The sequence below is a fragment of the Novosphingobium sp. B1 genome (assembly GCF_900176395.1).
Taxonomy (GTDB): domain Bacteria; phylum Pseudomonadota; class Alphaproteobacteria; order Sphingomonadales; family Sphingomonadaceae; genus Novosphingobium.
The window spans coordinates 173,800-198,055 of the sequence record NZ_FWXL01000001.1; the positions used below are offsets into that span (position 1 = coordinate 173,800).

Annotated in this window: 22 protein-coding genes; 13 read left to right on the forward strand and 9 right to left on the reverse strand. The window is 62.9% G+C overall.

Going from position 1 to position 24,256, the window contains the following annotated elements; genetic code table 11:
* Positions 1-36: 36 nt before the first annotated feature.
* Complete coding sequence (locus tag B9A23_RS00915) at positions 37-1,830, reverse strand: ABC-F family ATP-binding cassette domain-containing protein (RefSeq protein ID WP_084276830.1); 1,794 nt, start codon at positions 1,828-1,830, stop codon at positions 37-39.
* A gap of 111 nt (positions 1,831-1,941) precedes the next feature.
* Between B9A23_RS00915 and B9A23_RS00920 the strand changes: the two genes are divergently transcribed.
* The 3 genes from B9A23_RS00920 to B9A23_RS00930 all read left to right on the forward strand — a co-directional run bounded on the left by B9A23_RS00920 (position 1,942) and on the right by B9A23_RS00930 (position 4,440).
* A complete protein-coding gene (locus B9A23_RS00920; RefSeq protein ID WP_084276832.1) occupies positions 1,942-2,238 on the forward strand; it encodes a PepSY domain-containing protein in 297 nt (98 codons plus the stop codon).
* A 113-nt stretch (positions 2,239-2,351) separates the two neighbouring features.
* Positions 2,352-3,029, forward strand: coding sequence for a response regulator transcription factor (locus B9A23_RS00925; protein ID WP_084276834.1), 678 nt, complete (start codon positions 2,352-2,354; stop codon positions 3,027-3,029).
* An 82-nt stretch (positions 3,030-3,111) separates the two neighbouring features.
* Entirely contained in the window at positions 3,112-4,440 is a 1,329-nt protein-coding gene (locus B9A23_RS00930) for a sensor histidine kinase (protein ID WP_254894955.1), read from the forward strand.
* 2 nt (positions 4,441-4,442) lie between these two features.
* Here the strand turns inward: B9A23_RS00930 and B9A23_RS00935 are convergent, their stop codons facing one another.
* The 4 genes from B9A23_RS00935 to rph are packed head-to-tail and all read right to left on the reverse strand — an operon-like array spanning position 4,443 to position 7,895.
* Positions 4,443-5,336, reverse strand: a complete 894-nt coding sequence (locus B9A23_RS00935) for a tyrosine recombinase XerC (protein WP_084276838.1) — start codon at positions 5,334-5,336, stop codon at positions 4,443-4,445.
* Entirely contained in the window at positions 5,333-6,490 is a 1,158-nt protein-coding gene (gene hemW, locus B9A23_RS00940; RefSeq protein ID WP_084276840.1) for a radical SAM family heme chaperone HemW, read from the reverse strand. Before hemW ends, B9A23_RS00935 begins: the two co-directional genes overlap by 4 nt.
* Positions 6,491-6,549: 59 nt before the next feature.
* Positions 6,550-7,179, reverse strand: coding sequence for an RdgB/HAM1 family non-canonical purine NTP pyrophosphatase (rdgB, locus tag B9A23_RS00945; protein WP_084276841.1), 630 nt, complete (start codon positions 7,177-7,179; stop codon positions 6,550-6,552).
* Positions 7,179-7,895, reverse strand: coding sequence for a ribonuclease PH (gene rph / locus B9A23_RS00950; RefSeq protein WP_084276843.1), 717 nt, complete (start codon positions 7,893-7,895; stop codon positions 7,179-7,181). The genes rdgB and rph overlap by 1 nt, the downstream gene beginning before the upstream one ends.
* 77 nt (positions 7,896-7,972) lie before the next feature.
* On the opposite strand from rph, the gene hrcA reads away from it, so the two are divergent.
* From hrcA to B9A23_RS00965, 3 genes are all read left to right on the forward strand, one after another.
* Complete coding sequence (hrcA, locus tag B9A23_RS00955) at positions 7,973-9,037, forward strand: heat-inducible transcriptional repressor HrcA (RefSeq protein WP_084276845.1); 1,065 nt, start codon at positions 7,973-7,975, stop codon at positions 9,035-9,037.
* Positions 9,034-9,594, forward strand: a complete 561-nt coding sequence (grpE, locus tag B9A23_RS00960) for a nucleotide exchange factor GrpE (protein ID WP_084276847.1) — start codon at positions 9,034-9,036, stop codon at positions 9,592-9,594. Before hrcA ends, grpE begins: the two co-directional genes overlap by 4 nt.
* Positions 9,595-9,730: 136 nt before the next feature.
* Positions 9,731-9,991, forward strand: a complete 261-nt coding sequence (locus B9A23_RS00965) for a glycine zipper domain-containing protein (RefSeq protein ID WP_084276849.1) — start codon at positions 9,731-9,733, stop codon at positions 9,989-9,991.
* Here the strand turns inward: B9A23_RS00965 and B9A23_RS22135 are convergent, their stop codons facing one another.
* The 3 genes from B9A23_RS22135 to B9A23_RS00980 are packed head-to-tail and all read right to left on the reverse strand — an operon-like array spanning position 9,992 to position 11,504.
* Entirely contained in the window at positions 9,992-10,450 is a 459-nt protein-coding gene (locus B9A23_RS22135) for a hypothetical protein (RefSeq protein WP_139797273.1), read from the reverse strand.
* A 23-nt stretch (positions 10,451-10,473) separates the two neighbouring features.
* Complete coding sequence (locus B9A23_RS00975; RefSeq protein ID WP_084277457.1) at positions 10,474-10,959, reverse strand: vgr related protein; 486 nt, start codon at positions 10,957-10,959, stop codon at positions 10,474-10,476.
* A gap of 5 nt (positions 10,960-10,964) precedes the next feature.
* Complete coding sequence (locus B9A23_RS00980) at positions 10,965-11,504, reverse strand: copper chaperone PCu(A)C (protein WP_084276853.1); 540 nt, start codon at positions 11,502-11,504, stop codon at positions 10,965-10,967.
* Between the two features lie 168 nt (positions 11,505-11,672).
* On the opposite strand from B9A23_RS00980, the gene dnaK reads away from it, so the two are divergent.
* Positions 11,673-13,580, forward strand: a complete 1,908-nt coding sequence (gene dnaK / locus B9A23_RS00985) for a molecular chaperone DnaK (protein ID WP_084276855.1) — start codon at positions 11,673-11,675, stop codon at positions 13,578-13,580.
* A 70-nt stretch (positions 13,581-13,650) separates the two neighbouring features.
* Positions 13,651-14,781: a molecular chaperone DnaJ gene (gene dnaJ, locus B9A23_RS00990; RefSeq protein ID WP_084276857.1), complete on the forward strand. Its 1,131-nt coding sequence runs from the start codon at positions 13,651-13,653 to the stop codon at positions 14,779-14,781.
* Between the two features lie 40 nt (positions 14,782-14,821).
* On the opposite strand, the gene B9A23_RS00995 is transcribed toward dnaJ, so the two are convergent.
* Entirely contained in the window at positions 14,822-17,131 is a 2,310-nt protein-coding gene (locus B9A23_RS00995) for a patatin-like protein (protein ID WP_084276859.1), read from the reverse strand.
* 132 nt (positions 17,132-17,263) lie between these two features.
* Here B9A23_RS00995 and B9A23_RS01000 point away from each other — a divergent pair, with 132 nt between their 5' ends.
* From B9A23_RS01000 to B9A23_RS01020, 5 genes are all read left to right on the forward strand, one after another.
* Entirely contained in the window at positions 17,264-17,536 is a 273-nt protein-coding gene (locus B9A23_RS01000) for a hypothetical protein (protein WP_084276860.1), read from the forward strand.
* 194 nt (positions 17,537-17,730) lie between these two features.
* Entirely contained in the window at positions 17,731-19,116 is a 1,386-nt protein-coding gene (locus B9A23_RS01005; protein ID WP_084277458.1) for a TIGR03013 family XrtA/PEP-CTERM system glycosyltransferase, read from the forward strand.
* Positions 19,113-21,248, forward strand: coding sequence for an XrtA/PEP-CTERM system histidine kinase PrsK (gene prsK / locus B9A23_RS01010; protein ID WP_084276862.1), 2,136 nt, complete (start codon positions 19,113-19,115; stop codon positions 21,246-21,248). Before B9A23_RS01005 ends, prsK begins: the two co-directional genes overlap by 4 nt.
* Positions 21,248-22,669, forward strand: a complete 1,422-nt coding sequence (gene prsR / locus B9A23_RS01015) for a PEP-CTERM-box response regulator transcription factor (protein WP_254894956.1) — start codon at positions 21,248-21,250, stop codon at positions 22,667-22,669. The genes prsK and prsR overlap by 1 nt, the downstream gene beginning before the upstream one ends.
* Positions 22,635-24,233, forward strand: coding sequence for a tetratricopeptide repeat protein (locus B9A23_RS01020; protein WP_084276863.1), 1,599 nt, complete (start codon positions 22,635-22,637; stop codon positions 24,231-24,233). Before prsR ends, B9A23_RS01020 begins: the two co-directional genes overlap by 35 nt.
* Positions 24,234-24,256 lie beyond the last annotated feature (23 nt).

Here is a 24,256-nt window from a genome sequence, read left to right on the forward strand (position 1 = left end):
CGGAAATGCCCCCGCCTCGGCGGGGGCATTCAGCCGTTATCCCTCGGCAAGCTCTGCCAGTTCGAGCCAGCGTTCTTCCGCCGCGTCCTTTTCGGCGCGGACTTTCTCGAGGGCAGCCATCAGCGCATCGAACTTCTTCGGATCGCGCGCATAGAGATCGGGGTCAGCCAGTTGTGCCTCGCCCCGGGCAATGGCGGCGTCGAGCTCCTCTATCCGCTTGGGCAGCAACTCGTAATCGCGCTGGTCCTTGTAGGACAGCTTGCCCTTTTTTGCCGGTGGCGGAGGAGCGGCGGCAGCAGCATCGGCCTTGTCAGTGCTGGCCTTGGCAACCGGCTTGCCTGCCAGCCGCTGCTTTCTGATCTTCTCCCAATCGGCATAGCCGCCGGCGACGATGTCGACCTTGCCCGAACCGTCCATGCCAAGCGTGATCGTGACGGTGCGATCAAGAAAGTCACGGTCGTGGCTGACGATCAGCACGGTGCCGTCATAATCGGAGATGACTTCCTGCAGGAGGTCGAGCGTCTCGAGATCGAGGTCGTTGGTCGGCTCGTCGAGCACCAGAAGGTTCGAGAAGCGGGCGAATTCGCGTGCCAGCAGGAGGCGCGAGCGTTCGCCGCCCGAAAGCGTGCCGACGCGTGCCTCGACAAGGCCGGGATCGAACAGGAAGTCCTTGAGATAGCCCTGAATGTGCTTGCGCACCCCGCGCACGTCGATCCAGTCGCTGCCATCGGCAAGAACGTCGCGCACGCGCTTGTCCGGCGCCATGAGGCTGCGCTGCTGATCGATCATGATGCCTTGCAGCGTCTTGGCGAGCGTGATCGTGCCGCTGTCGGGTTCGAGTTCGCCGGTGAGCAGCTTGAGCAGCGTGGTCTTGCCCGCGCCGTTCGAACCGACCACGCCGATGCGGTCCTTGCGGGTGATGCGCAAGGTGAAGTCCTTGACGATCGGGCGGTCCCCGAACGACTTGTTCACGTGGTCGGCGACGATGACGGCCTTGCTCTTGGCATCGTCGCTGGAAATGGCGAGCTTCGCCGTGCCTTTCGGAGACAGCATGGCAGCACGCTGGGCGCGCATTTCGTAGAGCTTTTCGAGGCGGCCCATGTTGCGCTTGCGCCGTGCGGTGACGCCGCGTTCGAGCCAGTGCGCCTCGATCTTCAGCTTGGCATCAAGCTTGTCTGCCGCCCGGGCTTCTTCGGCATAGACCTGTTCCATCCACGCTTCGTAGCCGCCGAAGCCGATGTCCTTGCGGCGCAGACTGCCGCGGTCGAGCCAGAGCGTCGCCTTGGTCAGGCGTTCAAGGAAGGTACGGTCATGGCTGATCACGACGAAAGCGCCGCGATAGCGCTGCAGCCAGTCTTCCAGCCAATCGATCGCGGCAAGATCAAGGTGGTTGGTCGGTTCGTCGAGCAGGAGCAGATCGGGATCGCTTGCCAGGGCGCGGGACAGCGCGGCACGTCGGCGCTCACCGCCACTGGCGCTTTCAGCCTTGCGCGTCAGGTCGATGCCCAGTTGCCCGGCGATCGATTCCACCTCGTGCCGGGGCGGAGCGTCCTTGCCCGACAGCGCGAAATCCATCAGCGTATCGAAGCCGGTGAAGAACGGGTCCTGTTCCAGCGTGACGATCCGCGTGCCCGGCTGGATCGAGCGGATGCCCTTGTCGGCATCGACCTGCCCGCCAAGCAGCTTGAGCAGCGTGGTCTTCCCAGCGCCATTGCGCCCGATCAGCGCGAGCCGATCGCGCTGCTGGATATGGATGTCGAGGTCCTGAAAGAGCCAGCCATTGCCCTGGACGAGGCCGAGGCCTTCCCAGCTAAGTATCGGTGCCGCCATGGCCGCCCGCTTAGCCGCACCGTTGCGCCCGCGCAACGGCCTAGCCTTAACAGGAACACAGCCTCGCATTCACGACTTGTTCAATGGGTCGGGCTTAGGCATGCGCTCATCATGAAACGCGCTATTGCCTTCCTTGCCGCTTCGCTGGCCGTGCTTCCTGCGACCTCTCATGCGCAGCAGCGGCCCGACGAACAGAACGAGGCCCGCAAGGACCTTCGCGCGGGCAATGTGCGATCGCTGCGCGATATCGAACGGCGCGTGCTGCCCACCAAGCAAGGCATGCAGTACCTTGGCCCCGAGTACGATCCCGCAGCGATGGTGTATCGCCTGAAGTTCATTCGCGATGGCCGTGTGGTCTTTGTCGATGTCGATGCGCGAACCGGGCAGGTCATGGGCGAGAGCCGTTAAGCGGACGGTACGGTTAACCGGCGCTTTCTCGCCAGTTCCTTGACCGTTCAGGTTTCGCATCCCATCTAGCCCTCAAGTGATCGCGCCCGTGGCGCGCAGGCAAGGGGCAAGTGATGCGCATTCTGATCGTCGAGGACGAACCCACACTCGGCAAGCAGCTCAAGAACACGCTGGAACAGCACGGTTATGCGGTCGACCTTTCGGTCGATGGCGAGGACGGCCACTTCATGGGCTCGACCGAGGAATACGACGCGGTAATCCTTGACCTTGGCCTGCCCGAGATCGACGGTCTGACCGTGCTGGGCATGTGGCGCAAGGAGGGGCGCAAGTTCCCCGTGCTGGTGCTGACGGCGCGCGACAGCTGGTCGGACAAGGTGGCTGGCCTCGATGCCGGGGCCGACGATTACCTTGCCAAGCCGTTCCAGACCGAGGAACTGATCGCGCGCCTGCGCGCGCTGATCCGTCGTGCCTCGGGCAATTCCTCGTCGGAACTGATCGCAGGCGACGTGCGCCTGGATACGCGCTCGGGCCGCGTGACGCTGAACGGCGAGCCGGTGAAGCTGACCGCGCAGGAATACAAGCTCCTGTCCTATCTGCTGCACCATAAGGGCAAGGTCGTCAGCCGTACTGAACTGATCGAGCATATCTACGACCAAGATTTCGATCGCGATTCGAACACGATCGAGGTTTTCGTGACGCGCATCCGCAAGAAGCTGGGTCCGGACGTCATCACGACGATCCGCGGGCTTGGCTATAGCCTCGACGATCCTGCCGGACCCGGTCGCGGGTAACACACGCGGCTGACGGGTGACGCAGAACAACAGCAAGACCACGCCGCAGCCCGCGCCGCACACCGGCTCGCTGGCGCGGCGCATGCTGATGATTGCGGCGGCATGGATTTCGGTGCTGCTGGTCGGTGGCGGGCTTGCGCTCGACCAGACGCTGACCGGGCTCGTCACCCGCAATTTCGACGAACAGCTTGGCTACATGCTGACGGCGATGGTCGCTTCGGCCGAGATCGGGCCGGACGGCGAGATATTCTTCAATCGCTCCTTGGGCGACCAGCGTTTCCTCGAACCCAACAGCGGGCTCTACTGGCAGATTTCCGGGCAGGGGCACGAGGATTTCCCGTCGCGTTCGCTGTGGGACCGTTCGCTGCGCACCGATCTCGATGACAACTACGTCGAGCCGAAGATTGATGACAGCGACCAGTTCGAAGGTGAGCGCCTGCGCATCATCAAGCGTTCGGTCATCCTGCCGGGCAGCAATACCCTATGGGAATTCCAAGTTGCCGCGAGCCGAGGCGAGATCGATTCACAGATCCGGCGCATCCGTTCGATCCTGATCTGGTCGTTCCTGGCGCTCGGCCTTGGCCTTGTCGGCATGGCCGGTCTTCAGACCTACTACGGGCTCGGGCCCTTGCGCCGCGTTCGCAAGGCGATTGCCCGCATGCGCGAGGGCGAGGCCAGCCGCGTGACCGAGCCTTTGCCGCTGGAAGTGCAGCCACTGGTCATCGAATTGAACGGCCTTCTTGAACACTCGGAGCGGCAGGCCGAGGAAGCGCGCACCCACGCCGGCAACCTTGCCCATGCGCTGAAGACGCCGCTGACGGTGGTGATGAACGCGGCCACCGCGAAGGCGGATGACCTTTCCGACACGGTGATCCGCGAGGCGGCGGTGATGCGCCGTCAGGTCGACCATCATCTGGCAAGGGCGCGGGCGGTTGGCCGTCGCGCTGTCGGCATGTCACGCGCGCAAGTGTGGGAAAGCGCTCAGGCGGTGGAGCGCGCGGTGGTCAGGCTCTATCCGAATGTGCGCTTCGACATGGATGGAAACCGCACGGTCGAAGTGTCCATCGAACGGCAGGACCTAGACGAGATCCTCGGCAACCTGATCGAGAACGCCGCCAAGTACGGTGGCGGGTCGGTGTTCATCACCATCGATGCCGCGCCCACCGACCCGAAATTCTGCGAAATCTGGGTCGAGGACGATGGCATGGGCATTCCAGAAGAAGCCCGCACCCGAATCTTCGACCGTGGCGCGCGGCTGGACACCGGAAAGCCGGGCACCGGGCTGGGCCTTGCCATCGTGCGCGATGTTGCCGAAATCTACGGCGGCAGCGTGGATCTGCGCGAGAGCGAGGACTTGGGCGGGCTGTTGTCGGTGCTGCGCTTGCCGCGGTCTGCGGTGCACTCGCGATAGATTTAGGCTCTGGGATGTGCGTTGCGGTAGACGTCCAGTAGAGTTGCCGCATCGACTTGCGTGTAGATCTGTGTCGATGACAGGCTGGCATGGCCCAGCAGTTCCTGAAGCGAGCGCAAGTCTGCTCCGGCGCCCAGCAGATGCGTGGCGAAGGAATGCCGCAAGGCGTGCGGCGTGGCCGTAGCGGGCAGTCCGAGCGAGACCCGCGCCCGCGCGACGGCACGCTGGACCATGCCTTGCGCCAGCGGCCCGCCCTTGGCACCGCGGAACAGGGGCTCGTTCTTTGCCAGCGGCCAGGGACATTGCGCGGCATAGCTGGCGACGCCTTCGCGCACGATCGGCAATAGCGGGACGACTCGCTGGCGCCCACCCTTGCCGGTGATGACCATGCTCTCGCCCAGTGGCAGGACCGAGGCCGGCAGTGACAGCGCCTCGGCAATGCGCATGCCCGCGCCATAAAGCAGCAGCAGGACCGCGCGGTCCCGCGCTGCGATCCATTCAGCATCGGCGTCTTCTGCGACGGTTTCGGCAAGGTTGACCGCCTCGTCCGGAGTGACCGGCCGAGGCAGCCCTTTCTTGACGCGGGGGCCGCGCAGGCGGGGGCGGCTGGGATCGGCATGACCCGACTTCTCGCGCGCAAAGGCAATGAATGTCTTGAGCGCGGACAGTTCGCGTGCGGCCGAGACGTTGCCCAGACCGTCAGCGCGGCGAGCGGCGAGATGATTGCGCAAGGTGGCGGCATCGATGCATGCCAGCGAAGCCCAGTCCTGTTCGCCTTTGAGCGCGCGCAGCAGCCTTGCTGCGGTTGCGGCATAGGCGCGGACGGTATGGGGCGATCTGCGCCTGCCCAGCGCGAGATACTCGTTCCAAGCTTCGAGGATCTCCGCGATCGTCATGCGCTGACCAGCGAATCCGGTACGAGTTCGGCGAGCAGGGCCTCAAGCAGGGGGGCGCCTTGTTCGGTAACGCGCAGGAGAGGGCCGTCCTGGGCGAGATGGCCCAGGGTGAGGTACAAGTCACGCTTGGCTGGCGAGATCAGTTTGTCGCTCGTGTAGCCGAAGCGGGCGGCAAGCGCTTCAGGCTCGATCCCTTCAGTCAGGCGCAGGCCCATCAGCACGGCTTCCATGGCCTGATCGGCGCGGGGAAGCGGGCGTTCCTCGGCAATGCCATGCGCCTGTTCGGAAATGGCGCGCAGGAAATTCTCGGGCTTCTTGTGGCGTACGGTGGCGGTGCCGAGCCTGCGGCCATGAGCGCCCGGCCCGACGCCGACATAATCGTGATAGCGCCAGTAGGTGAGGTTATGGCGGCTTTCCTCGCCGGGGCGGGCGTGGTTGCTTGTCTCGTAAGCAGGCAGACCGGCGTCGCTCGTAAGCTCGCGCGTCAGGGTAAACAGGTCTGCCGACTGGTCGTCGTCAAGCGGGGTCAGCTTGCCTTCGCGGACCAGCGTGGCGAAGCGCGTGCCGGGCTCAATGGTCAACTGATAGAGGCTGAGGTGGCCAGTGCCGAAAGCTAAAGCGCGCTTCAGCTCGGCTTCCCATTTCGCGGCGCTCTGGTCCGGGCGGGCGTAGATCAGGTCGAAGCTGACCCGGCCGAAATGGCGCTGTGCAAGATCGAGCGCTGCAAGGCTTTCGTTGACGTCATGACGTCGGCCAAGGAATTTCAGTGTGTTGTCGTCAAGCGCCTGCAGGCCGAGCGAGACGCGGTTGATACCGGCTGCGGCAAGTGCGGCAAAATTCGCAGCCTCGACCGAGCTTGGGTTGGCCTCGAGCGTGATCTCGATATCGGGCGCGAAGCCCCACAACGCTTCGGCTTCACGCAGCAATGCCTCAACCAGCGCTGGCGGCATCAGCGAAGGCGTGCCGCCGCCAAAGAAGATCGACGAGAGTTTGCGGCCGGGGGTCAACTGCGCTTCATGACGCATGTCAGCGAGCAGCGCGGATTGCCACGCGGCCATGTCCGTCCGCTCGCGCACGTGGCTGTTGAAATCACAGTATGGGCACTTGGCGAGGCAGAATGGCCAGTGGATGTAGAGGGCGAGGGGCGCGGTCATTGCCTCGCCCCTAGCACTGAATCGCGCCTGCGCCTACGCAGGGGCGGAAGGGACGCTTTTCAGGAAAACTGGTCTGCTACCAGCTTGGCAAAGGCATCGGCGCGGTGGCTGATCTCGTGCTTTTCTGCCGGGTTCAGCTCGGCGAAGGTGCGGGTATCGCCCACAGGCACGAAGACCGGGTCGTAGCCGAAGCCCAGCTTGCCACGTGGCGGCCAGGTGAGCGTTCCGGGCGCGCGGCCTTCATAGACTACATGTTCGCCGTCCGGCCACGCAATGGCAAGGACGCAGGCGAAATGACAGTCGCGCGGCGTGTCTGGACCCAGTTCGGCCAGCTTGCCTTCCACCTTGCCCATGGCCATGTACCAGTCGCGGCAGGGTCCACCTTCGAAGACATCTGCCTCTGCCCAGTTGGCGGTATAGACGCCGGGGGCACCGCCAAGCGCATCGACGCAAAGACCCGAATCATCGGCAAGGGCAGGGATCTGCGATGCTTGCGCCGCAGCCTGCGCCTTGATCAGCGCGTTTTCAATGAACGTCGTGCCCGTCTCGGCCGGCTCGGGCAGGCCAAGTGCGCCAGCCGACAGGCACTCGATCCCGTAGGGTGCGAGCAGGGCCTGGATTTCCTTGAGCTTGCCGGCGTTGTGCGTGGCGATAACCAGCTTGCCGGTGCCGAGACGGGGCGAAGCCATCAGCCGCGAACCGCCTTTTCCTGCGCAGCGAAGATCTCGTTGCAGCCGATGCGCGCCAGGCGGAGGAGACGCAAAAGGCCCTCCTCGTCATAAGTTGCGCCTTCAGCGGTGGCCTGTGCCTCGGCGATCTTGCCGCCTTCGATCAGGACGAAGTTGGCATCGGCGTCGGCCGAGGAATCTTCGATATAGTCAAGATCGAGCACCGGCTGGCCATTGACGATGCCGCAGGAGATCGCGGCGACCTTTTCGGTCAGCGGATCTTCCTTGATCGCTCCGCTGTCCATCAGCTTCTGTACGGCGAGGCGCAGTGCGACCCATGCGCCCGAGATCGAGGCGGTGCGGGTGCCGCCATCGGCCTGGATCACGTCGCAGTCCAGAGTGATCTGGCGTTCGCCCAGCTTCTTGAGATCGGTGACGGCGCGCAAGGAGCGGCCGATCAGGCGCTGGATTTCCTGCGTGCGGCCCGACTGCTTGCCCTTGGCGGCTTCGCGGCTGCCGCGAGTGTGGGTGGCGCGCGGGAGCATCGAGTATTCCGCCGTTACCCAGCCTTCGCCCTTGCCGCGCAGGAACGGCGGCACGCGCTCTTCGACCGAGGCGGTGACGAGCACCTTGGTGTCGCCAAAGCAGATCAGCACCGAACCTTCGGCATGCTTGGTAAAGGCGGTTTCAATGACGATGGGGCGCATTTCATCGGGCGCACGGCCGGAAGGTCGCATGGATTTTCCCTCAAAAGTTTGGCCAGCCTCTGGCGCATCGGGCTTGAGCCTGCAAGAGCGTGGATTAGATTGTCACCATGCACGGCCCCAACCTTTCCGATCTGACCGACCGCGCACGCGAGATTTTCCGTCTCGTGGTGGAGGGTTACATCGCCAGCGGCCAGCCTATGGGGTCGAAGTCGCTTGCAGGGCCAGGCGGCGTCAATCTTTCGCCCGCGTCGATCCGCTCGGTGTTGCAGGAACTGCAGGACGCTGGGCTTCTTGCAGCGCCGCATACAAGTGCCGGGCGAATGCCGACCGAGGTTGGGCTGCGCCTGTTCGTTGACGGGATCATGCAGGTGGCCGAGCCGACTGTGGCGGAGCGCGCGCAGATCGAACGCGGCCTGGCGCATGGTGGGACTATCGAGAATGCGCTGGCGGCTGCGAGTTCGGCCTTGTCCGAACTTTCGGCAGGCGCGGCGGTGGTCATGGTCCCCAAGCGCGAGCCACGGCTGGTGCAGATATCCTTTGTGCCCTTGTCACCGGTGCGGGCGCTGGCCGTCCTGGTCAGCGAGGATGGCGGGATCGAGAACCGGGTGATCGACCTGCCCGAACCGGTAGGCGCGTCGGTGCTTGAGCAGGCGGGCAATTACCTGACGAGCCGCTTGCATGGCAGGACACTTGGCGAGGCATCGGGGCTGGTGCGCGCCGAGATTGCGGGCGGTCGCTCTGCGCTTGATACCGCAAGCGCTGACCTGGTTCAGCGCGGGCTGGTGGTGTGGACGCAGGATGCCGCAGCGCGTCCGGTGATGGTCGTGCGCGGGCAGGCCAACCTGCTCGATGAAGCAGCGCTCAGTGATATCGAACGCGTGCGCCAGCTTCTCGACGAACTGGAAAGCGCGGAGGCTATTGCGAGGGTGCTGGATGCGGCACGAGAGGCGCAGGCAACGCGGATCTTCATCGGTAGCGAGAACCGGCTGTTCTCGCTTTCGGGCTCGTCGGTTATCGCCTCGCCCTGGCGCGATAGCGAGGGCCGGGTGGTCGGCGTGGTTGGCGTGATCGGGCCAACGCGGTTGAATTATGCGCGCGTCGTCCCCATGGTTGATTTCACCGCCCAGACCCTGGGCAGATTCATCGGACAAGACGGATTTTCGAGAAAATGAGCGACAACGAGACGCGCCCCACTGACGCAGAAGTCGAGGCGGAACTGAAGGGTGTGCCCGAGGACATGGTCGACCAGCCATCTGCAAACGATGAAGCAGCCAAGCTCCGCGAGGAACTGGAGGCGGCCAAGCAGGACGTACTCTACGCCAAGGCCGAGACTCAGAACGTGCGCCGCCGCATGGAGAAGGACATCGCCGACGCGCGCGCCTATGCCGCGACCGGATTTGCCCGCGATATCCTGTCGGTGGCAGACAATCTTGCCCGTGCGCTGGGAACGATCCCGGCCGACTTGCGCGAGGACGACAAGTTCAAGAACCTTGTAGCAGGGCTTGAAGCCACGGGGCGTGAAATCGAGAAGGTGTTCGGCAATCACGGGATCACCCGGATCGCTGCAATGGGGCTGCCGCTCGACCCGCACCAGCACCAGGCGATGATCGAAATGCCTTCCGCCGATGCCGAGCCGGGCACGGTGATCTCGGAACTGCAGGCAGGCTACATGATCAAGGACCGCCTGCTGCGTCCAGCCATGGTCGCAGTCGCCAAGAAGCCGGACTGATCGCCAAAACGCCGCGCGCCCCTGCCGATTTGGGGGCGCGGCATTTCAGATTGTTGCCACGACAAACAGTTCGTCGCAGAATCAGGAACTTGATGCCGATTAATTCGTCAGTCCCGCAAACACGGAGACTCGACATATGCGCAAGATCATCATGGCATCGCTTATCTTTGGTTCGGCGGCAGCGCTCGGCGGTTGCGCCAGCAATTACGCGGGTGAAGGCGCGGCGGTCGGCGCGGCAGTAGGCGCAGGCATCGGCGTAGCGACCGGCGGCGACGTTGCCACGGGCGCAGCAATCGGCGGTGCTGTCGGCGCGGCTGGCGGTTCGCAGATCCGCAAGCGCGACAACCGCTGCTACCGCGTCGACAATTATGGTCGCGAATACGAAGTACGCTGCTGATCAGGACGGAACTACTTGCTTTGCTGGCTTTGTCATGGCCTTCTTCAGGCTTTGACAAAGCTGGCGAGATTTTTCCGCGACTTGGCCCAGTTGCTCACAAGTCAAAAGACGGGCAACTGGCGCGAGCCAGTCGGATTGGCGGACATTGATAAATGCCGCAATTGGCTTTGTGCCATCCATCAGAACAGTCAAAGCTCCATGAACGATATCGTTACGAATGACGATCAATCGTTCCGCATCATCGAGGGCTGCGTGCAGGAGTTTTCGTTGTTCCTTCGAGAAAACAGAACTTGCAGGCACATCGCGTAAGCGATTTATCCGTTGTGATATAAGCTCGTTCTCGTAACCTTTCGCAAGCACATCAGCTATTTGACCTAGCGCCTGTTCAAGTTCGACAAAGGCGTTGATGCATTTGCTCCGCTCGAGGTGAAGTTTAAGGTCGAAGGATAAGGCGTTCATGCTGTGATCGTGCCGTTTAGTTCTCAACTATTCGTAAACGGAACAAGCGCCTCGAGCTTTGGTAGGGGCGGGGCGGCCGGAGACGGTGCGCCCCGTTTTGCCATGAACCAGTGGCGGACGATTTCTGCCTGTTGTTCGATGCCGTAGCGGTCGAACGGCTGACCTTCGCGATAGGTGTAGGAATAGCGGCAGAAGGGGTGACGCATCAAAGGTAGCCACCAGCGGCCCCGTTGCTGGCTCTGCCAGACGTGAACCATTTCGTGCACGAACAACCCTTGGGCGCCGAGTGACGCCCTGCCGAAGTCTTCGCAGTAATCGGGACCGTGCGGCGTGAAATGGATGTGGCCCATGGGGGCCATCACGGTCGCGGCTGGCTGAAACGGAAACCACTTGCGCCTGCGGATGCGCACCAACGACAGGTCGATGGCAGTTCCGAAAACATCGAGCGCAAGTGCACGCTCCGCAGCGGTGAGGGAGCGCTCGCCACCGGGGGCGCAGCGCTCCGTCATCATCTTCACATCTTGCTCATGTCGTGGCCGCTCATGTCATGGTCGGCCATCCCGCTTCCCGCGAGCGTTTCGACGCGTGCGGGAACGCTGACCTTGTCGCCGTTGTCGAGCGTTACGGTGAGTTCGCTGTTCGTGCCCGCTTTCAGAGTGTCTTCAACGTCGAACAGCATGACATGCATGCCGCCCGGCTTGAATTGTACGCTCTTGCCAGCCTCGAGCGGCACGTCCTTGACCTGCTGCATCTTCGACACGCCGCCAGTGGTGACGGTTTCGTGCATTTCTGCCCGGCCCGTCCCTTCGACATAGACAGAGACGAGCTTGCGCGGAGCGCCGCTGCCCTGAGAGACCGTGAAGTAGGCGGCGCCCGGGCTTCCCGGCACTGCAGGCAGGCGTATCATGGCATCGGTGACGACGACGCCGGGCGCACTTTCGGGACCGCTGACTGCAGCCTCGCTTGCCTGGCCCGTAGGTTCTGCCGCCTTTTGCCCGCAGGCAGAGACGGTGAACGCGAGAGCGGAAAGTCCAATGATTGCAAGCGTGCGCATGAAAGGCGACTCCTGATGCCAGTATGGGTCAGGACCTAAGCGCGAGGAGGCCTTGTGCCAAGAAGAAGCGCACCTATATCGCCCTCAATCGAGCCGCACATGGCGGTCTGCCCGGCAGGGGGATCGCTTTCCCACGCGGTGTCTTGATTGGAAGGAACTGGGGAACTCATGGCTAAAGTTATCGGCATCGACCTTGGCACGACCAACAGCTGCGTTGCTGTGATGGACGGGGGCACGCCCAAGGTCATTGAAAACTCGGAGGGTGCGCGCACCACGCCGTCGATCGTCGCATTCACCAAGGATGGTGAACGCCTGATCGGCCAGCCGGCCAAGCGCCAGGCTGTCACCAACCCGGACAACACGATTTTTGCGGTCAAGCGCCTGATCGGCCGCCGCTTTGACGATCCGCTGACCCAGAAGGACACGGAACTCGTCCCTTACACGATCACCAAGGGCAAGAATGGCGATGCCTGGGTCAAGGCCGGTGGCCAGGACTACAGCCCGTCGCAGATTTCCGCCTTCACCCTGCAGAAGATGAAGGAAACCGCCGAGGCCTATCTCGGCGAGACTGTGACGCAGGCCGTGATCACCGTGCCGGCCTACTTCAACGACGCGCAGCGCCAGGCGACCAAGGACGCCGGTCAGATCGCGGGTCTTGAAGTGCTGCGCATCATCAATGAGCCGACCGCAGCAGCGCTGGCCTATGGCCTCGACAAGCAGGACGGCAAGACGATCGCGGTCTATGACCTTGGCGGCGGCACCTTCGACATCTCCGTGCTGGAAATCGGCGACGGCGTGTTCGAGGTGAAGTCGACCAACGGTGACACCTTCCTTGGTGGCGAAGACTTCGACACTGTCGTGGTCGAGTACCTGGCCGACAAGTTCAAGGCCAAGGAAAACATGGACCTGCGCGGCGACAAGCTTGCCCTGCAGCGCCTCAAGGAAGCTGCAGAGAAGGCCAAGATCGAGCTGTCGTCTGCCCAGACGACCGAGATCAACCTGCCGTTCATCACCGCCCGCATGGAAGGTGGTTCGACCACCCCGCTCCATCTGGTGGAGACGATTACGCGCGCCGATCTCGAAAAGCTGGTTGCAGGCTTGATCCAGCGCACGCTCGATCCTTGCAAGAAGGCACTGGCTGACGCCGGACTTTCGGCCAAGGATATCGACGACGTCGTGCTCGTTGGCGGCATGACCCGCATGCCCAAGGTCCGCGAAGTCGTGAAGGACTTCTTCGGCAAGGACCCGCACACCGGCGTGAATCCGGACGAAGTCGTTGCCATGGGTGCGGCGATCCAGGCCGGCGTTCTGCAGGGCGACGTCAAGGACGTGCTGCTTCTCGACGTGACCCCGCTTTCGCTGGGTATCGAGACGCTGGGCGGCATCATGACCAAGATGATCGACCGCAACACCACGATCCCGACCAAGAAGAGCCAGGTCTATTCGACTGCCGAGGACAATCAGCAGGCGGTGACGATCCGGGTCTTCCAGGGCGAGCGCGAAATGGCGCAGGACAACAAGCTCCTCGGCCAGTTCGACCTCGTCGGCATTCCGCCCGCACGGCGCGGTGTGCCGCAGATCGAGGTGACGTTCGACATCGACGCCAACGGCATCGTGAACGTGAGCGCGAAGGACAAGGGCACCGGCAAGGAACAGCAGATCCGTATTCAGGCATCTGGTGGTCTTTCGGACGCGGACATCGACCAGATGGTTCGCGATGCCGAGAAGTTTGCCGAAGAGGACAAGAAGCGTCGTGCCGAGGCGGAAGCCAAGAACAACGCCGAAAGCCTCATCCACGCGACCGAGCGCCAGCTTGAGGAAAATGGCGACAAGATCGACGCATCGTTGAAGGCCGAGATCGAAGCCGCCATTGCCGAAGCCAAGACGGCTGTCGAAGGCGGCAACCCGGACGACATGACTGCCAAGACCCAGGCCCTGACCGAAAAGGCCATGAAGATGGGCCAGGCGATCTACGAGAAGGAGCAGGCTGCTGCTTCGTCGCCGGGCGCAGAAGCGCCGAAGGCCGATGACGATGTGGTCGATGCCGAGTTCTCGGAAGTCGACGACAACAAGTGATGTTGCGATGAAACCGGCCCGCCGCTTGCGTGAATGCGCTGGCGGCGGGTCTTCGCGTTAGGGAAGCGCAATGTCGGTCGAGATCGATTTCTACGAGTTGCTCGAAGTGGAGCGGACTGCGGACGAGAAGGTCCTCAAGTCTGCATACCGAAAACTGGCCATGAAGTTCCATCCGGATAAGAATCCGGGTTGTGCGGAGAGCGAGGCCAAGTTCAAGCAGATCAACGAGGCATACGCCTGCCTGTCCGATCCGCAGAAGCGTGCGGCCTATGATCGCTATGGCCATGCTGCATTCCAGCAAGGTGCAGGCGGTGGCCAGGGCGGCTTTGGTGGCGGGGATTTCGGCGATATCGGTGATATCTTCGAGACCATCTTCGGCGGGGCATTCGGCGGTGGTGGCCGGCAACAGGCACGGCGCGGGGCAGACTTGCGCTACGATCTCGAGATCAGCCTGGAAGATGCCTTCCACGGCAAGGACACCGAGATCGCGGTAGAGGTCTCCCAGAAGTGCGATCCCTGCGGCGGTTCGGGCGCGACGCCCGGCACTTCGGCGCGGCGCTGCAACCTGTGCGGCGGGCATGGCAAGGTGCGGGCGCAGCAGGGCTTCTTCATGGTGGAGCGGGCCTGTCCGAACTGCCACGGCCGTGGTGAGGTTATCGAGAGCCCCTGCAAGAGCTGTCGCGGTGAAGGCCGGGTCGACGCCGAACAGCGTCTGCAGGTCAATATTCCGGCCGGTGTCGATACTGGCACGCGCATCAGGCTGGCGGGCAAGGGTGAGGCCGGACCGTTCGGCGCGCCCCCGGGTGACCTTTACCTGTTCCTGCATATCCAGCGCCACAAGGTGTTCGAGCGCGAGGGCACGACGCTGCTGACGCGCTGCCCGATCAGCTTCACGACCGCTGCTCTTGGCGGCGAGATCGAGATACCCGGCCTCGATGGCAGGGTTCACGCAATCGAGATTCCGGCGGGAATCCAGTCGGGCAAGCAACTGCGCAAGCGTGGCGCCGGCATGCCGGTGCTGCAGGGGCGCGGGGTAGGCGATCTTGTGGTGGAGATCCACGTCGAGACTCCGACCAAGCTTTCTGCGCGGCAGAAGGAAATCCTGCGCGAGTTTCAGGCAACCGAGACGGGCGAGGAATGCCCGCAATCGAAGGGATTCTTCGAGCGCATCAAGGACGCCTGGACTGACCTAACGGAATAGGTTTGTTCGCCAGGCGCAGTCAGTCAGCTAGGCCTCAGCGTCATGCGAAGGCCGTGACGACCTCGGCGCGAACCCGGTCGACCAGACCGGGTTCCGCTACGAGTCGGCCCTGTTCCTCATCGAGTACGGCGAGAAACGCATCCCGCTTGAAGGCGGCAATCTTCTCGGGTTCCAAGGCGGGCTCGACGGTCGAGCAGATCAGGTCGATCATGCGTTCTGCCCCGTGGAGACGGCCCCAGAGATAGTCGTTCTCGCGATAAGCGCGGCTGAAGAACGCGCCGAAGTTGAAGAACTCGACGCCCCGCAGGCACGCGAATGTCCCGCCCTTGCGGATCGAGAGAGCATCGTCAGGCGAGATGCGATCGACCTTCACCGGGTCAAATTCGCCCATACCTTCGCCTTGCAGCAGCGGCAGGGTGGCAATGTCGTAGAACGGAAAGCCAAGATAGGCGTGCAGGAATCGCCGGCGCAGCGGCTTGTCCATGCTTTCGAGAGCGGCCACGAGCATGGCGTCCACCTGCAGGTCCAGGCTCACGAGATCGCGTCTTGCCGCGATGGCTGCAAGCACCGCGCCGGGGTCGGCAAGCGCCAGGGCGGCACTTTCGGCGAAGCCTGGACCCAGCCCCTCTGCTGTCTCGCGCCCCTGATAGAGCGCCTGGGCGCGATAGACTACATCGCGTGCGGCATCACGCGCGGCGGGATCGATACCTTCGCTGTTTTCCCATTCATGGGTGAGCCGCCGTGCGAGAAGCTTGAGCCTGCGGATCCGGAATGCGATGTCATGGGTGCGGAAGAAGGTGATGGCCTTGTCGGTTGCACCGCCGCGCAAGGCGGACAGGCGGTCCAGCCCACTTTCGGCAAGATGGGTCCACAGGGCCGTCTCGATCTGCCCGGCTGCGGCGACGTGCGGTGCGGCTTCGTGGACCAGGTTGGCAAGCTCGCTGACGATCCCGGCCAGCTTCGTCTGCGCATAGCCATGGAAGGCAAATCCCGCCTGCTCGGCCGATGCCTGCTGCGCCTTGTTGCGCCAGGTCGTCAGTCGCTTCTGATTGGGATGATCGAAGAACAGGGTCCAGCCGAACAGTGATTCCACCGTTTCCTCGATCTCCGGTCGCAAGGCTTCGACAATCGTGCGCAAGCGGAGGCGCTGGCGAGACTGGGTTTCAAGTGCCTCCAGGTTGTCTCGAATGGGCTGCTCACGCGGGATCGACGAAAGCGAGCCGAATATGGCCGAAAAGAAACCGATGGTGCGCCCCCCCTTCGGTGCGATCCGCATGTGATCGGGGCTGGGGTCGACATAGACGAAGCGCCGGTCGACCTCGCGACGGGCAGGGCGGTCGCGCAACACGCCGATCGCCTGGGCGAAGGGACGGTTGACCAATACCGCGCCGTCTACCAGAGCGACGCTGCCAAGGTCGCCCCGCTTCCAGTGGCTCGGCATGATGCGGGCAAAGAAGCTCTCGCGGCGCGGCCATGACGCTCCACGCTCATCGACGAGTTCGTCAATCTCTTCGACGAGGAGCGGCGGGAAGGCACCGGGAAAGCTGGCTGTCGAGCGCGCGGCAAGAACGAGTTCGGGCATGGCCGCCAGTTCTCGCTCGCCATGGCGGCTGACCGTGCGGCGAAAGCCGATAGACAGGCGATGTTCGCTCTCGACGACCGTTTCGGGGCTGTGAAGGCGCAGTTCCTCAAGGTGGCCGTTGAAATCAGTTGCCGTGACGAGAAGATCGATTGGGTGCCCCTCGGGCAAGAGCGGATCGCCCATCGGAGTCCGCGCCATGGCCTCAAGTGCATCGGCAATCATCCGCGAAAAGCCGATGCCACTGAACGGCGGGGCGAACCAGCGCGCGCGGATAAGGCGTGAAACCTTGCGTCGTACTTCCGATCGCGTTTCGGGTGCAACCGTACTGCTGACGACGTTGCCCGGCCGTTTCAGGACGAACCAGACCAGCGGCTGCGCCCAGAATTTGGCAAAACGGCTCCATGGCTTGGCATCGGGATCGAGCAACACGTCGATATCGGCGCGTTCGAGCCACATGGCGGTGAGGGGTTCCAGGCTCTGCCCTGTGGCGACAGCCTGCGCCAGGAAAACCCCGTTTATGCCGCCTGCGCTGGCACCGGAAACGATGTCGGGCAGAATGCGCAGGCGCAAGTCGCGGGTCAGTGCGATCTCTTCAAGAAGTTGCAGGTAGACCGCCTCAACCCCAGCAGGCTGCGGTTCATCAGGGCAGTGAAAAGCCCGGCTGGCGCGTGTGGCGCGCCATAGTTCCTTGGTCACCCCGTGCATGTAGACGGCAAGACTGATGCCACCGTAGCACACCAGCGCCAGTCGCAGTTCCTTCTGCCTCATGCGCTCTACTGTGACATGCAACGCGAGTGTCGGCCAGAGGGACGGGGGTAATAGCTACAGTCCGGAAACATGAAAGGAACGTCATGTTTGATCGAACGTTGCAGGCACAATTCATATTTATGGGGAAGCTCAATGGTCGAAGAACGTGTCGTCGAGGTCAGGGAGCCCACTGGCTCCACGCATACTCACACAACGGTTTACGAAGACCGTCCGCGCAGCAGCGGTAGCGGCTGGGTGATTGCCGTGATCCTGCTCGTCGCACTGCTTGTCGGCGGATACTTCGTGCTGCAGATGTCAAACAGCCGGGCGAGCCGTGACAGCGCGATCGAACGCGCAGCTGATAACGTGGGAACCGCCGCCAAGAACGTTGGCGATGCCGCAAAGGACGTCGCCAACGGGAATTGAGCATAAGGCATTCTTGTAAAGGCCGCCGACAACGCAAATTTGTCGGTGGCTTTTTCTTATTTGAAATCAAGTACATGGATTGTCGTGGCGGCAACTGACATGGTGTCAGGGTAACCGACAATTTACGGTTTGGCCCGTAAGCCCCTGGCGAGGGGGCTATTCCGCGCCCCGCAGGGGTGACGAGCGCCGAATCGATGATCCGCCTGTTCAAGCATTATATTCCTCATTCGGTCCTGCTTCTGGGCCTTCTGGATTTTGTCCTGCTGATTGCTGCGGGCGAACTCGGCTGGCAGTTGCGGGCACACCAGATCGACATCGATCCGGGCGTCGTGCCTCTGCGCGTCACACCGCTGCTGCTTTTCGCGATCCTTGTGCAGATGGCCATGATCGCCGTCGGGGTCTATGGCTCGGACGCGCTGCGGTCGATGCGTTACGCCACGGCGCGTCTTCTCGTTGCCGTGAGCCTTGGCATCATTGCCTTGTCGGTAGTCTACTTCCTGCTTCCCGGCCGGACGCTGTGGCGCTCCAACCTGCTGTACGCCATGTTCCTCTCGATGGGGTTTCTCGTCGCGATCCGCCTGCTGCTGGGCGGTTTGCTCGGAACGTCGGCATTTCGCCGGCGCGTTCTTGTGCTGGGCGCAGGCGCCCGCGCCGACCGCCTGCGCAAATTGGGCGAGCGGCCGGAAGCAGGCTTTGCCATAGTCGGCTACATCGGCATGAGCGATGCGGCCCCGGTCGTCGTCGAGGCGATCCACCGCGATGCGATCAACAACCTGACTCGGTACGTTGAGAATCTCGGCGTCAGCGAAGTCGTTCTTGCGCTTGAGGAAAGGCGCAACGCCTTGCCCCTGAAGGATCTGCTGCGGATCAAGACGACAGGTGTTCACGTCAATGATTTCTCGACCTTCGTCGAGCGCGAGACCGGCAGGGTCGATCTCGATACGGTAAACCCGAGCTGGCTCATCTTTTCCGACGGATTTTCCTCGGGTCGGGCACTTTCGAGCGCGGCAAAGCGGATATTCGATGTCTCTGCCAGCCTCTTGCTGCTGGTGATGACCTTGCCCGTCATCGTCATCTTCGCGCTGCTGGTAAAGCTGGACAGCCGTGGTCCGGCCTTCTTTCGGCAAACGCGCGTCGGGCTCTATGGACAGACCTTCGACGTGATCAAGCTGCGTTCGATGCGTCTGGATGCCGAGGTCAACGGGGCGCAATTCGCCCAGCAGAACGACCCTCGCGTTACCCGCATCGGTCGCTTCATCCGCAAGGTGCGGATCGATGAGTTGCCGCAGACATGGAGCGTGCTCAAGGGCGAGATGAGCTTCGTCGGTCCGCGTCCGGAGCGGCCGGAGTTCGTAGCCGATCTTGAAGACAAGCTGCCTTATTATGCCGAGCGACACATGGTAAAGCCGGGCATCACCGGCTGGGCACAGATCAATTACCCCTATGGCGCCTCGATCGAGGATTCCCGGCACAAGCTCGAATACGACCTGTATTACGCCAAGAACTACACGCCGTTTCTTGATCTGCTTATCCTGCTCCAGACCTTGCGCGTGGTCTTGTGGCACGAGGGTGCAAGGTGAAAAGCCCGCTGACCTGGGAAGGCTTCGGCCAACTTGCCTTCGTCGCATCTGCATTCGCGTTCCTGCTCTTGGTCGGGTGGCGTTGGGATCGCATGCGGCGCGAGAAGCAAGCTGGCGGGCGCGCCGAGATCCTTGCCTTCGGGCTGACATCGGCCTGGGCGCTGGTCGTTGCAGGAACCGGGCACTCCACACTGATAGGGCAGTTTTTCGAGACCTTGCGCAGCCTTGGCTGGATGACGCTGACTTATGTGCTGTTCACCCGCGATGGGCGGCACACCACGGTCGCACCGATAAGGCCGGTGATCGTGGCACTGGTATTCGTCGAACTGCTGCAGCCGGTGCTGTTGCTGCTCAACCTGCAGTACGGACAATTCTCCGCAGCCAAAGCGATGATATTCCAGTGCGCTGTCATGTTCCGTCTGCTTGTGGCGACGGGATCGCTGGTGCTTGTGCACAATCTCTATGTCGGTGCGACTGCGCACCAGCGAACCGCGCTGCGCTGGACCTGCGGTGCGCTCGCCGTGATCTGGGGATACGATCTCAATCTCTACACGATCGCCTACCTTTCCCGCAGCCTGCCGACCGAATTGGCGGCCATGCGCGGTATTGCGCAGTTGATCGCCGCTGGGCTGCTTGCCATCGGGGCAATGCGGGGCCGGTCGGCCCTGCGCTTCTCACCGTCGCGCGCTGTAGCGTTCCAGTCGCTCTCGTTGCTGGTGATCGGTGCCTACCTCATCGTCATGGTCGGAGCCGCGCAATCGCTCGCCTGGCTCGGCGGCAATGCCAGCCAGCTTGTGCAATTGGGCTTCATCTTCGTATCGAGTGTGGCCATCGTCGCAGTGATGCCTTCGGGGCGCGTTCGCGGCTGGCTGAAGGTTATGCTCGCCAAGCACTTCTTCCAGCACCGCTATGATTATCGCGCCGAGTGGTTGCGTTTCACCCGGACGATTGGCCGCGCAGGGCTGCACGCTTCTTCGCTGCATGAGCGAGTCGTCCAATCCGTGGCCGACATTACCGACAGTGTATCGGGCCTCCTGCTCGAGCCGGGGGAGGGTGGGGAGATGGTCCTTGCAGCACGCTGGCAATGGCCGACTGTAGACGTTCCGGCCCAGGCACTGACGTTGGCGCAAGTGGCCTTCTTCGAAAAGCGCGGTTTCATTGTGGATCTCGACGAACTGAGGGCAGGCGTCGACCACCAGGGCGAAAGCCGGGCCGTGCCGAAATGGCTGATCGAAGAGCACAACGCCTGGGCAATCGTTCCACTCCTTCATTTCGACCGGATGGTCGGCCTTGTTGTGCTTGGACGCCCGCAGTTGGCGCGAAAACTGGACTGGGAGGATTTCGACCTCTTGCGTGTCGTCGGGATGCAGTTGGCCAGCTATCTGGCGGAGCAGGCCGGTCAATCGGCGTTGCTGGAAACAAGCCGGTTCGACGAATTCAACCGCCGCATGGCGTTTGTGATGCACGATATCAAGAATCTGGCGAGCCAGCTCAGCCTGCTGTCGCGCAACGCCGAGCGTCATGCCGAGAACCCCGAGTTTCGCGCCGACATGCTCATCACCCTGCGCAATTCGGCGGACAAGTTGCATGCCTTGCTGACCCGGCTTTCGCGGTATGGCGGCGCGGGGGCAGACAAGGTGGAGGATGTCGATGCCAGCGAAATCATTCGTGGGATTGCGGCCCGCTACAACGCGCTCGATGCGCTGCAGGTCCATGTAACGCACGATGCGCCTTGCCGCGTGATGGCAAACCGCGAAGCGCTCGAGCAGGTGTTGCTCCATCTCGTGCAGAACGCGATCGATGCCAGCAGTGAAGGAATGTCGGTGTTTCTCCAGACAAGCGTCGACGGCCTCTACGGCTGCATCGAAGTGATCGACACCGGCAGCGGGATGAGCGCAGACTTCATTCGCATGCGCTTGTTCAAGCCGTTTGTTTCAACCAAGCAGGGTGGTTTCGGCATCGGCGCATATGAGGCGCGCGAAACTGTCAGGGCCATGCGCGGCAAGCTGGACGTCGAAAGCCGGGAGGGTCTCGGCAGCCGGTTTACTGTCCGCCTGCCACTGGCCTCGGCGCAATCGCTCATGAATTCGATTGATGCGGGCGCGGACCCGCAAGGGAAAAAGGTAGCATGATGACCGAGCTGAAGCCCGAACAGTCCAGGCCCGGACAGTTCAAGGCCGGAAATGGGAGATCCGAACAGCGGCCCGTCCTGCTGATCGTCGAAGACGACCCCGGCCTCCAGGCGCAGCTCAAATGGGCTTACGAAGACTTCGACGTAGTCATCGCAGGGGATCGATCAGCCGCGCTCACCCTGCTTCGCTCGGAAGAACCGGCGGTCGTCACGCTCGATCTGGGTCTGCCACCTGATCCCGACGGTACGACCGAGGGCTTTGCCGTGCTCGACGAGATCATGGCCTTGCGGCCGCAGACCAAGGTCATTGTCGCCAGCGGCCATGGGGCCCGCGAATCCGCTCTCAAGGCCATCGCCAAGGGCGCCTATGATTTCTACCAGAAGCCGGTGGACATCGATGCGCTGGGGCTGATCGTGCGGCGCGCACTGCACCTTTCCCGGATCGAAGCCGAGAACCGCAGCCTGGCGACACGATCCAGCGAGGATAACAAGGTGCTCGGGCGGATGATCACGGCTGCCCCCGAAATGATCAAGGTCGCCCGCACGATCGAGCGGGTGGCCAATACCAATGTTTCGGTCATGCTGCTGGGCGCGAGCGGTACCGGCAAGGAGCTTCTGGCGCGCGGCTTGCACGACGCATCCGGACGGGCGCGCGGAGAATTCGTGGCAATCAATTGTGCAGCCATTCCGGAAAACCTGCTCGAAAGCGAACTGTTCGGCCATGAGAAGGGTGCTTTCACCGGTGCGGTGAAGACGACCGAAGGAAAGATCGAGCAGGCCAGTGGGGGCACGCTTTTCCTGGACGAGGTCGGCGACATCCCGCTGCAGCTTCAGGTAAAGCTGTTGCGATTCCTGCAGGAAAGGACAATCGAGCGGATCGGCGGCCGGCGCTCGATCGAGGTCGACACCCGCATTGTTTGCGCAACGCACCAGAACCTTGAGGCGATGATCGGGGAAGGGCGCTTCCGCGAGGACCTTTACTATCGGCTTGCGGAAATCGTCATACGCATTCCCGGCCTCGCCGAACGACCGGGTGATGCCACGCTGCTGGCGAAGACCTTTGCCATGCGGTTTGCAAAGGAAATGAATCCGCAGGTCAAGGGGCTGGCACCCGATGCCCTTGCCGCGATTGATGGATGGAACTGGCCCGGCAACGTGCGAGAACTGGAGAATCGTGTGAAGCGCGCGGTGATCATGGCCGATGGCAAGCTGATCACCGCAGCTGACCTCGATCTGCCACAGGGAACGGAACAAGAGGATTCACCCCTCAACCTCAAGACAGCGCGCGAGGCGACGGATCGCAAGGTGATCCGGCACGCGCTTGCTCGTAGCGAGGGTAATATCTCCAGCACTGCACGGCTGCTCGGGATCAGCCGGCCAACGCTCTATGATCTGCTCAAGCAATACGATCTCCACGGCTAGGGCTCTTGCCGCTGCGGTCCTGCTGACACTGTTCTCGGCCGGAACGGTGCGCGGCGATGCGCCGCGGGACCTGCTGGCGGAAGCCCGGACCGCGCTGGATCGTGGCGATGCCGTTTCGGCCGAAGTAAGGTTGCGCTCCGCCCTGAAGAGCGGTGTGCCAGCCGATGCTGTCCGGGCAAGTCTGGGGCAGGCGTTGCTTGAGCAAGGCAATCTGGGAGCGGCGCGCGAGATCCTCTACGCGGGCGACTTCGCTCCAACCAGCGCCGCGGAGGGGTGGCACCAGCGTGGCCGCCTGGAGCTTGCAGAAGGACGGCTTCCGGAAGCCGGGCTCGCCTTCGACAGGTCTTATCGACTTGCACCTGATGATGCCGGCCTGTGGACTGACATTGCCCGCTTGCGCTTCACCGGTGGCGAGCAGGCGCAGGCGATCGAAGCTGCCGAGCGTGCCGTGAAACTTGGCCCGCGCGATCCTCGGGCGCTGGAAATGCGCGGCCTGCTGGTGCGCGAGCAGTTCGGACTTGTCGCGGCGCTTCCCTGGTTCGAAGCTGGCCTGCGATCTGCTCCCGAGGATGTGAGCCTGCTCGGTGAATATGCGGCGACGCTCGGCGAGCTGGGGCACTACCGGGCCATGCTGGTCGTGTGCCGCAAGTTGGCGAAGATCGATCCAGCAAACGTGCGAGCGCTGTACCTGCAGGCGGTACTTGCCGCCCGTGCGGGCCAGACAACGCTTGCCCGCAAGATCCTGCTCTCTACCAAGGGCGCCCTGCGCGACATGCCTGCGGCGCTGCTGCTGAACGGTGTTCTTGAATATCGCGCAGGCAACGCCAACCTTGCCGTCGGCTTTCTTGACCGTCTCGTGCGCATGCAGCCCGACAATATGCAGGCGCGCATGCTGCTGGCCAGGGCGCTGGTTCGCCAGCGGCTCTCTGCCGAAGCGGTCGAGGTGTTGCAGGACTGGGCGCCGCGCGATTTCGCGCCGCGCTACATGGTGCAGACAATGGGCATGGCCCTTGCGCAGCTTGGTCGCAAGCAGGACGCAACTCGCTATTTCGAGCGCGTGAGATCAGATCCTACGGAGATAACAGGCGTCTTGCCGGCCGGCCAGGCGGTCGGCGTGCTCGCGCTGAGCTATGCTGAACGTCCGAATATTGCCGCGACAACCGTGCCCTACCTGCGTGGCCTGCTCGATACCGGCGATGCCGGGCGCGCCGTCGCTGTGGCGCAGCAATTGCAGCGCGCCAACCCGGGAACGGCCGAAGCATGGCTTCTGTTTGGCGATGCAAGGCTCCTCGATGGCGATCACCTGGGAGCTCTGGATGCTTACGGCCGTGCCGCGCTGATCCGCTTCAATTGGCCGACGTTGCGCCGGCTCGATCAGGCAATGAGGCTTGCTGGCCGGCCGGCCGAAGCCAATGCCTTGGTCGCGCGCTATCTGATGCAGAACCCCGGCAACCCGCAGGCGCTCAAGCTGCTTGCTGCAGGGCGTGTCGAAGCAGGTAACGAGAAGGGCGCGACAGCGATCGAGACAGTTCTCGTCGAGCGTGGTCTGCGCAATCCGTCATGAACTGCGCGCTCGACAGTCGCGCA

Bases quoted from the DNA above. Each gene is read 5' to 3' on its own strand.
- B9A23_RS00925 (WP_084276834.1), top strand. From the start codon at position 2,352: ATGCGCATTCTGATCGTCGAGGACGAACCCACACTCGGCAAGCAGCTC.
- prsR (WP_254894956.1), top strand. From the start codon at position 21,248: ATGACCGAGCTGAAGCCCGAACAGTCCAGGCCCGGACAGTTCAAGGCC.
- dnaK (WP_084276855.1), top strand. From the start codon at position 11,673: ATGGCTAAAGTTATCGGCATCGACCTTGGCACGACCAACAGCTGCGTT.
- rdgB (WP_084276841.1), bottom strand. From the start codon at position 7,179: ATGGCTTCGCCCCGTCTCGGCACCGGCAAGCTGGTTATCGCCACGCAC.
- B9A23_RS00920 (WP_084276832.1), top strand. From the start codon at position 1,942: ATGAAACGCGCTATTGCCTTCCTTGCCGCTTCGCTGGCCGTGCTTCCT.
- hemW (WP_084276840.1), bottom strand. From the start codon at position 6,490: ATGACCGCGCCCCTCGCCCTCTACATCCACTGGCCATTCTGCCTCGCC.
- B9A23_RS00975 (WP_084277457.1), bottom strand. From the start codon at position 10,959: ATGACGGAGCGCTGCGCCCCCGGTGGCGAGCGCTCCCTCACCGCTGCG.
- B9A23_RS00980 (WP_084276853.1), bottom strand. From the start codon at position 11,504: ATGCGCACGCTTGCAATCATTGGACTTTCCGCTCTCGCGTTCACCGTC.
- B9A23_RS00965 (WP_084276849.1), top strand. From the start codon at position 9,731: ATGCGCAAGATCATCATGGCATCGCTTATCTTTGGTTCGGCGGCAGCG.
- B9A23_RS00915 (WP_084276830.1), bottom strand. From the start codon at position 1,830: ATGGCGGCACCGATACTTAGCTGGGAAGGCCTCGGCCTCGTCCAGGGC.
- B9A23_RS00995 (WP_084276859.1), bottom strand. From the start codon at position 17,131: ATGAGGCAGAAGGAACTGCGACTGGCGCTGGTGTGCTACGGTGGCATC.
- rph (WP_084276843.1), bottom strand. From the start codon at position 7,895: ATGCGACCTTCCGGCCGTGCGCCCGATGAAATGCGCCCCATCGTCATT.
- B9A23_RS00935 (WP_084276838.1), bottom strand. From the start codon at position 5,336: ATGACGATCGCGGAGATCCTCGAAGCTTGGAACGAGTATCTCGCGCTG.
- B9A23_RS00930 (WP_254894955.1), top strand. From the start codon at position 3,112: ATGCTGATGATTGCGGCGGCATGGATTTCGGTGCTGCTGGTCGGTGGC.
- grpE (WP_084276847.1), top strand. From the start codon at position 9,034: ATGAGCGACAACGAGACGCGCCCCACTGACGCAGAAGTCGAGGCGGAA.
- B9A23_RS01020 (WP_084276863.1), top strand. From the start codon at position 22,635: ATGATCTGCTCAAGCAATACGATCTCCACGGCTAGGGCTCTTGCCGCT.
- B9A23_RS01005 (WP_084277458.1), top strand. From the start codon at position 17,731: ATGATCCGCCTGTTCAAGCATTATATTCCTCATTCGGTCCTGCTTCTG.
- dnaJ (WP_084276857.1), top strand. From the start codon at position 13,651: ATGTCGGTCGAGATCGATTTCTACGAGTTGCTCGAAGTGGAGCGGACT.
- B9A23_RS01000 (WP_084276860.1), top strand. From the start codon at position 17,264: ATGGTCGAAGAACGTGTCGTCGAGGTCAGGGAGCCCACTGGCTCCACG.
- hrcA (WP_084276845.1), top strand. From the start codon at position 7,973: ATGCACGGCCCCAACCTTTCCGATCTGACCGACCGCGCACGCGAGATT.
- B9A23_RS22135 (WP_139797273.1), bottom strand. From the start codon at position 10,450: ATGAACGCCTTATCCTTCGACCTTAAACTTCACCTCGAGCGGAGCAAA.